The 6529-nt window shown below is 42.0% G+C and carries 8 protein-coding genes; 5 read left to right on the top strand and 3 right to left on the bottom strand.

Annotated elements, in window-relative coordinates; all coding sequences use genetic code 11:
* Nucleotides 1–359 precede the first annotated feature (359 nt).
* The 4 genes from BM377_RS02610 (at nucleotide 360) to BM377_RS02595 (ending at nucleotide 2126) form a co-directional block, all read left to right on the top strand.
* On the top strand, nucleotides 360–725 hold the full coding sequence (locus tag BM377_RS02610) for an SMI1/KNR4 family protein (protein WP_092243248.1): 366 nt from the start codon (nucleotides 360–362) through the stop codon (nucleotides 723–725).
* Between the two features lie 22 nt (nucleotides 726–747).
* The gene (locus BM377_RS02605; RefSeq protein ID WP_177223774.1) at nucleotides 748–945 is read left to right on the top strand and encodes a DUF2625 family protein; all 198 of its coding nucleotides are present in this window, start codon (nucleotides 748–750) and stop codon (nucleotides 943–945) included.
* Between the two features lie 120 nt (nucleotides 946–1065).
* Nucleotides 1066–1293 (top strand): hypothetical protein, encoded by a 228-nt coding sequence (locus BM377_RS02600; protein WP_092243243.1) that lies wholly within the window; start codon nucleotides 1066–1068, stop codon nucleotides 1291–1293.
* A 143-nt stretch (nucleotides 1294–1436) separates the two neighbouring features.
* Nucleotides 1437–2126 carry a hypothetical protein gene (locus BM377_RS02595; protein ID WP_092243241.1) on the top strand — a complete coding sequence of 230 codons (690 nt, stop codon included), beginning with the start codon at nucleotides 1437–1439 and terminating at the stop codon, nucleotides 2124–2126.
* Between the two features lie 42 nt (nucleotides 2127–2168).
* Here the strand turns inward: BM377_RS02595 and BM377_RS02590 are convergent, their stop codons facing one another.
* A complete protein-coding gene (locus BM377_RS02590) occupies nucleotides 2169–3947 on the bottom strand; it encodes an Rqc2 family fibronectin-binding protein (protein WP_092243239.1) in 1779 nt (592 codons plus the stop codon).
* A gap of 178 nt (nucleotides 3948–4125) precedes the next feature.
* Here BM377_RS02590 and BM377_RS02585 point away from each other — a divergent pair, with 178 nt between their 5' ends.
* Entirely contained in the window at nucleotides 4126–4755 is a 630-nt protein-coding gene (locus BM377_RS02585; protein WP_092243238.1) for a flavodoxin family protein, read from the top strand.
* A gap of 40 nt (nucleotides 4756–4795) precedes the next feature.
* On the opposite strand, the gene BM377_RS02580 is transcribed toward BM377_RS02585, so the two are convergent.
* Nucleotides 4796–5392 (bottom strand): TetR/AcrR family transcriptional regulator, encoded by a 597-nt coding sequence (locus tag BM377_RS02580; RefSeq protein WP_158588929.1) that lies wholly within the window; start codon nucleotides 5390–5392, stop codon nucleotides 4796–4798.
* 2 nt (nucleotides 5393–5394) lie between these two features.
* Nucleotides 5395–6474: a hypothetical protein gene (locus BM377_RS02575; RefSeq protein ID WP_092243235.1), complete on the bottom strand. Its 1080-nt coding sequence runs from the start codon at nucleotides 6472–6474 to the stop codon at nucleotides 5395–5397.
* Nucleotides 6475–6529 lie beyond the last annotated feature (55 nt).

Below are 6529 nucleotides of genomic sequence, written 5' to 3'. Positions count from 1 at the left end.
GGATCGTAAATACGGGAAACAGTTTCTCGGCTTCAGATCCCATGATACAGCAATCATGCTTATCCTTTGCTACATCGATACCAACATAGATCATACACATGATCCTCCTTCAACGTATTTGATGCTGCTGTAAGATCCACAGGGCTCTCTGCCGGATGTAACCTCGTTCTACATAAACCGTCATGCGGTATCTAACTGATTAACATTGAGACAAAGAGGTTGCGGTTGGAGCCTTTCAGAAACCGTCTATGCGGTAGGAGAAAAAAACCAATCCACAGCATCTTTAAAAGCATACCCTACACCTAAGAACAGGTAAAGAATGGGTATGACTATATAATACGAGGAGGAAATTGAAGAATATGAATGAGCAAGAATTGTTAAAAGAATACAATAAATCAGAATCAGAGGCTAAATTTGAAAGCCAGAAGTATAATGCATTTGTTCCATATGTCAATTCGTGTTATAGCGGTGAAGGGATGATTGGCGAGAATTCATATCTTATGTTGTGGGATAAGGAAGATATAGAAGAATTAAATGATGATTATGAAGTTAATGAGTTTTTAAATGATAGTATTTTGATTGGCTCAGATGGTGGTGATACGGCATACGGAATTGATAGGACTGGCAGATTTTTTTCGGTTCCGTTTATAGGCATGTCAAATGATGAGATGGAATATTTGGGTGATTCATTTACAGAATTCTTAGAATATCTCTTTAAACTATAAAATAGATAAATTCTATGAAACTATGAGATGGACGGGATGGGAAATAGACGTTAAAGAAGTAAGCTTTGACCAAGGATTATTGATATATCCGTTCTTATGGGCAAAAGAGTGCGTCATTGATAAAGCTGATAAGAAAGTGGTTCCGTTTGATGAAATAGCAGCATTGAATTTTGATTATAAAAAAAGATTATTTCCCTCGGATGATAAGAAGGTAGAGTAAAATAAAAGATTTATACGACACCACCAAGATGCCCTATGAATAGGAATTTGGTGGTGTTTATAATATCATGCAAAATAGGGCTACGAATCAGCCGGTTATCTTCTTACAACGATAGGAACCATGGTTATTGGAGGAGAAGGGGGCGCAGCATCTAAAGGAGGAGAAGCCGCCAAGGCAGGAGAGGTTGCAGCCGAGACAGCTGAGATTGCAGAAATAGCATCCAAGGTTTCAAAGGCAGGAGAAGCCGCAGAGGTGGCAACAAATGCAGCCAAAGTTGGAGAAGCTGCGGAAGTAGCAGTAAAAGCAACTAAAGTCAATCCAACCACTACCCCGAATCAGAATCGTTGAAAGGGATGATTTAGATAATAATCAGCAGTACTATGCATTAGTTCCGATAAATTGCAATGTGAAATCAATTTACGAGATTTCTGTAAATGATATTTAACGGGATTATGCTTGTATATAGTAGTAGAAAAAAAGAGGAAAGAGAAATGAAGAGAAAAAATTTAAAGTTATTAATTGCAACTACAGTAGTGACAAGCTTGATGCTTGCAGGATGCGGGGAAACAGAGCTGAGCGCTGATACACAGGCAAGCTCTGAAGTATCGATAGAGGCAGTGACGGAAGCTTCTGCGGAAAAGACAAGTGATGCTGATACTGCAACTGAGGCGGTAAGCACGGAAGAAGCCGATACCTTGAACAGTACTGAAAGCACTTCTTCTGCAGGCACTACAGCTACAGTTGACGAGGCTTCCACATCGGTTTCAGTTCCTGAATTTAGCAGCGCTGACGAAGAAGAGCAGTGGGTACTTGAGCAGATCAGCGGAGTCTGGGAGACATGTTATAAGCCCGCAGAGCTGTGCAATATAGAAGGAACAGATGTGTCCTATTATGGTAATAATTGGTATGACGACGGGAATGATGATTCAATGTATAAATTCCGTAAATCTGATTCTCGCTCGAAGGTAAAATATATAGGAAAATCATCTGATCAAAACGGGGATTATTATGAATTTGAGTTCTCCGGTGCGGAAAACAGGACTTATTATTGGTATCCCGGTAAAGATGCATACATGTTCGTTGCTATAGATCCATACAGTGCAAGCGATAGCTTTGAGCGCTCTTATGGTTATGATTACAATAATAGATTCACAATTAATGATTATAATGTAGTTGAATAAAAAACTGTGGGACCGAAAATTAGATTTCGGTCCCTCTTTTTTTTACTCACTTATAAGCTTTAAGCTTGATATATCGGGTGCGATGGCAAGAGAGTAGTTGGTGTAGTAAACTACAAAGCCGGGCTTGGCGCCGTTAGGCTTTTTGACATCTTTTCTTTTTAGATAATCGATCTCGACTTTCTCCTGATTCTTACCCTTTGAATAGTAAGCGGCAAGAGCTGCGGCTTCTTCGAAAGCTCTGTCCGGAACTTCTTTACCGCCTGTAAGAAGTACGACGTGGGAGCCGGGAATCTTCTTGGCGTGGAACCACCAGTCGCCGCCGTTTGCGGTCTTGAAGGTAAGCTCATCGTTTTGCAGATTGTTTTTTCCTACATAGATATCAAAACCGTCGCTTGAAAGATAGTGGAAGGGTTTACTTACAACCTTTTCCTTTCGCGCGTTCTTGCCTTGATAATGAGCCTTGATATATCCGGTCTGTTGAAGCTCTTGCTTGATCTGAACAAGGTCGGCTTCTTCTTTTGCGATCTCGAGAGCTGTCTCAACGGATTCAAGCTGATCGATCGCTTCTTTTGTTTCCTTCATCTGCTCTTCAAGAGCTTCCGCTGTTCTTTTAAGTTTGGTATATTTATCAAAATACTTTTTCGCGTTCTGAGCGGGTGTGAGAGTAGGGTCCAGTGTTATAGTCACATCTTTTCCCGAGTTATAGTCATTGACCGTTATCTTCTCGGCACCTGGCTCTGCGCTGTAACCGTATACAGTTAGGAGTTCTCCGTAAACGCGGTATTTATCTTTCTTCTCGGCATCCTTCATCTGCTTAAGCTGAAGGTCATATTTACGAACGTTACGCTCAAGAGCGGTCTGGACAATCTTTCTTAGGTCGACCGACTTCTGTCGGATCCTTGTGACTATGTTCTTCTCAAGATAATACTGCATGATAAGAGAAGAGATGGTCTCGGGATATACAAGCTCGGCGCCTTCTGAGTCCTCGTAGATGGACAGAGGAATTGAAGCGTACTCCTTGGGAGTGTCGTTTTCATATGCGATGCAGGGAGTAAAAGAGCCTTCTTTAATATTCTGAACAATCTCATCAAAAGCTTTATAAAGTGCGATCGCTTCTTTGGTTTCAAGACTGATCGCGGATTTATCTGCGTCGACTCCCGCTCTGTGGCAGATTTCCTGTGAAATGATGGGAGAAAGACCTGTGTAAGCAGAGTAGATTGCTTTAAAAACAGGCATTCCTTTTGATAGAACACATGACGAGAAGACATCAGCGTTTGTTTCAAGCGGATTTTCTTTTTCCTGGGAAGGGATAAAGTATTCTCTTCCGGGAAGTACCTCGCGGACTGAGCTTACAGATGCGGGGATGTGCTTGATGCTGTCGATTATGACGTTGTTCTCGTCTACAAAGATGATGTTGCTGTATTTACCCATGATCTCGATGAGAAGAGTCTTGTGGCGAAGATCACCCATTTCATCGAGGTGCTCGATTTCAAAGCGTATGATCCTTTCAAGTCCCGGCTGTGTGATGCTGATGATGCGGCCGTTCTGGATGTGCTTACGAAGGAGCATGCAGAAATTGGGCGCGGTCATTGGTGAAGGCTTGGTCTCGTCTGTCTCATAGATGAGGGGAAGAGAAGCGCCTGCAGACATCAGAATCTTGGCCTGCTTAATGCCGTATTTATCAATATTCTCGTAGGAGAGTTTGACAGTGATAAGAAGCTCGTCGCTCTCAGTCTGTGCAATTTTATATATACGGCCGCCTGTTAAGCGGTCGCTGAAATCTTTGGTGAGATTTGCAATTGTAATACCGTCAAATGCCATAATTATCAATATCTCCGTTTATTAAAAAGAGTCTGTTTAATTATATTCTGTGAGTGGTAAAAGGTCAAAGTGAACAGATATTATAACGTTTAACAAAAAATGATTATCATCGGGACAAGATTTGCTTTGACCGGATCCTTTTAAAATAATAACATTAAAAAGATAGGAGGTTTTTATTATGGCTAAGGTTATTTTATTAAACGGCAGCCCCAAGGCTAACGGCTGCACAGCGACTGCGCTCGCTGAGGTTATAAAGGTTTTGAATGAAGAAGGAATAGATACTGAGCTTATACATGTGGGAAATAAAGCTGTAAGAGGCTGCGTATGCTGCGGTTCTTGCGGAAACACAGGTAAGTGTGTGTTTGACGATGATCTTGTAAATGAAGTTGCAAGGAAGTTTGAAGAGGCAGACGGCCTTATCGTGGGAAGCCCTGTTTACTACGCTTCACCAAACGGAACAATTCTTTCGTTCTTGGACAGATTATTTTTCAGCTCACATTTTTCAAAACAGATGAAAGTCGGAGCGGCTGTTACAAGCTGCAGAAGAGGTGGCAATACTGCGACCTTTGATGTACTTAATAAGTACTTTACTATAAGCGGAATGCCTGTTGCTTCTTCAACATATTGGAATCAGGTGCACGGTCATACGGCGGAAGATGTTCTTAAGGACAAGGAAGGCCTTCAGACAATGAGAAATCTTGCCCGCAACATGGCGTTTATGATAAAAGCTATCGGCGATGCTAAGGAGAAGTACGGACTTCCTACGCTTGAGAGCGGCGCATTTACAAGCTTCCCTGACGGAAAATAATTTAGAAAATGGCCACGGGAGACCGAGGTGCCCGGCCGGTTTACACGACCTTATACAGGATATTGAAAACGGCATCGAGGAATTCTTTGTTGTTCATTCCGGTTTCCTTTTGGATGAAGGCTTCCTTGTTGGCGGCAAGTTTGATAACACCGCATAGTGAGCCCCACATCGCAAAGGTCGTGACAAAGGCTTCGTCGCCGAGTTTAAACAGTTCCTTTATATAGGCGCTGATTTCCTGACCTACAATATACGTATCGAGGTCGGTGTTGTAGAATTTGTTTTCTGAAAAATCAACGTTGATGGTGTCTTGTGCAAAGTCAAAGTACATGGGATATTTTTTATAATATTTCAAAAGACCCTTGCAGATACCGAGAAAATTTTCTTTGTCAGTCTTTTTAGGATCGGTGTTTTTGATGATCTCACTTTTTAATAATGACATGCTTTTAAGGGCGAGATAGCTGACTATCTCGTCCTTGTTTTCAAAATAGGTATATAGAGTCGCCTTGCTGTAGCCGGCTTCTTTGGCAATGTCGCTGACCGTTACCTTGACGGTGTCTTGCTCTTTAAAAAGCTTTTCGGCCGCAGCTGCGATTCTTTCTCTGTGTACTATAGGTTCTTCTTTTATTCGTCTTCCCATGTTTAATGTACCTTTATGTAGTCTGATAAGTCCCTTCTGACAGCGTTGTTTTCGCCGTATTTCTTGACACATCCTACGCGTAGGAGCATCTGCGGATTTTCCGAAGGAAGCTGTGTCTTGTATTCGGCTTCCTCAATCGCATAGCTCATCGGATGAACGGATATGTTGTTTTCCGTAAGATCAAGCCAGATGTCTGTTGCCTTGATACCGCACTCCACAAGCTCTTTTTTGGAATCGCCGGAAGATACGATGATAAAGCCCATGCATCCGTTTAGCTGATTTTCCGTATTGGCAATGCCCTGATCTGCGAATGTCTTTCCCTTGGCATTTTCATGGTTGGTAAAAAGATAGTAGAAGACCTTCTTGATACCTGTGATGCCAAGCTGCTCAGCGCTCAGACCGTCTTTTTTATCTTTTGTTTCTTTGTTGGAGAGCCTAAGCCAATTTGAAAGTTCTGCCGCAGTTTCTTCATCGTAAGCTTGTTTGATATAAGCATCCGTCGTTGCTTTTTTTATTATAGCAAATTCTTTGGTGTCAAAAGAGTAGTATTCGCAGCCGTTGTTTTTGCAAAGCTTTGCAACGTATTCGTTTTTGGAAGAATCACTTATGTCAAAAGCTCTTTTGTCTGTGTGACGTTTCTTGATCCTTGCGATTGTATTTGGATCGATCTTATCTGAGATCTTTTTAAATGACAGATTCATGGTATCCGTTGATTCGTCATAGCTGTAAGTAACATTGTACCCGTAAGCGAGAAAAGCCTCTTCGAGGGTTCGTATATAGCATCCGAGTGAGAGGAACTGTTCTCTGGCGTGGGGGTCAACGACACCCAGCTTTCGCTCGGGGTCGGCAGAGACGGTAAGCTTTCCTTCTTCCGGGTACAATTCAATGAGCCAACATTGTATGTTGTGAGAGCTAGGGGCAAGAGAGCCCAGGTACATAATCTCGGACAGTTCTTCGTTAAGTCCTTGTATACTCTTATCAGTATTCACGTTTGTTTTCCTCCCTGTGACAAGTATTGATGTAAGCGCTGATACCAGCACTACTGTAGTTGTGATAAGCGCTATCAGTGTTTTCTTTTTCATAATAGGGTCGCTCCTGAAAGTATTTATTTAATTAAACCAACAGTTCAATTGATGC

The organism is Butyrivibrio sp. INlla21 (assembly GCF_900116875.1).
Classification (GTDB): Bacteria; Bacillota; Clostridia; order Lachnospirales; family Lachnospiraceae; genus Butyrivibrio.
Note: the sequence above shows the minus strand (reverse complement) of the source record. Positions and strands in the feature narration are given on the sequence as shown.

What these genes read in the sequence shown, in the direction of transcription:
- BM377_RS02610 (WP_092243248.1), top strand. Translation starts at nt 360, where the DNA reads ATGAATGAGCAAGAATTGTTAAAAGAATACAATAAATCAGAATCAGAG.
- BM377_RS02605 (WP_177223774.1), top strand. Translation starts at nt 748, where the DNA reads ATGAGATGGACGGGATGGGAAATAGACGTTAAAGAAGTAAGCTTTGAC.
- BM377_RS02600 (WP_092243243.1), top strand. Translation starts at nt 1,066, where the DNA reads ATGGTTATTGGAGGAGAAGGGGGCGCAGCATCTAAAGGAGGAGAAGCC.
- BM377_RS02595 (WP_092243241.1), top strand. Translation starts at nt 1,437, where the DNA reads ATGAAGAGAAAAAATTTAAAGTTATTAATTGCAACTACAGTAGTGACA.
- BM377_RS02590 (WP_092243239.1), bottom strand. Translation starts at nt 3,947, where the DNA reads ATGGCATTTGACGGTATTACAATTGCAAATCTCACCAAAGATTTCAGC.
- BM377_RS02585 (WP_092243238.1), top strand. Translation starts at nt 4,126, where the DNA reads ATGGCTAAGGTTATTTTATTAAACGGCAGCCCCAAGGCTAACGGCTGC.
- BM377_RS02580 (WP_158588929.1), bottom strand. Translation starts at nt 5,392, where the DNA reads ATGGGAAGACGAATAAAAGAAGAACCTATAGTACACAGAGAAAGAATC.
- BM377_RS02575 (WP_092243235.1), bottom strand. Translation starts at nt 6,474, where the DNA reads ATGAAAAAGAAAACACTGATAGCGCTTATCACAACTACAGTAGTGCTG.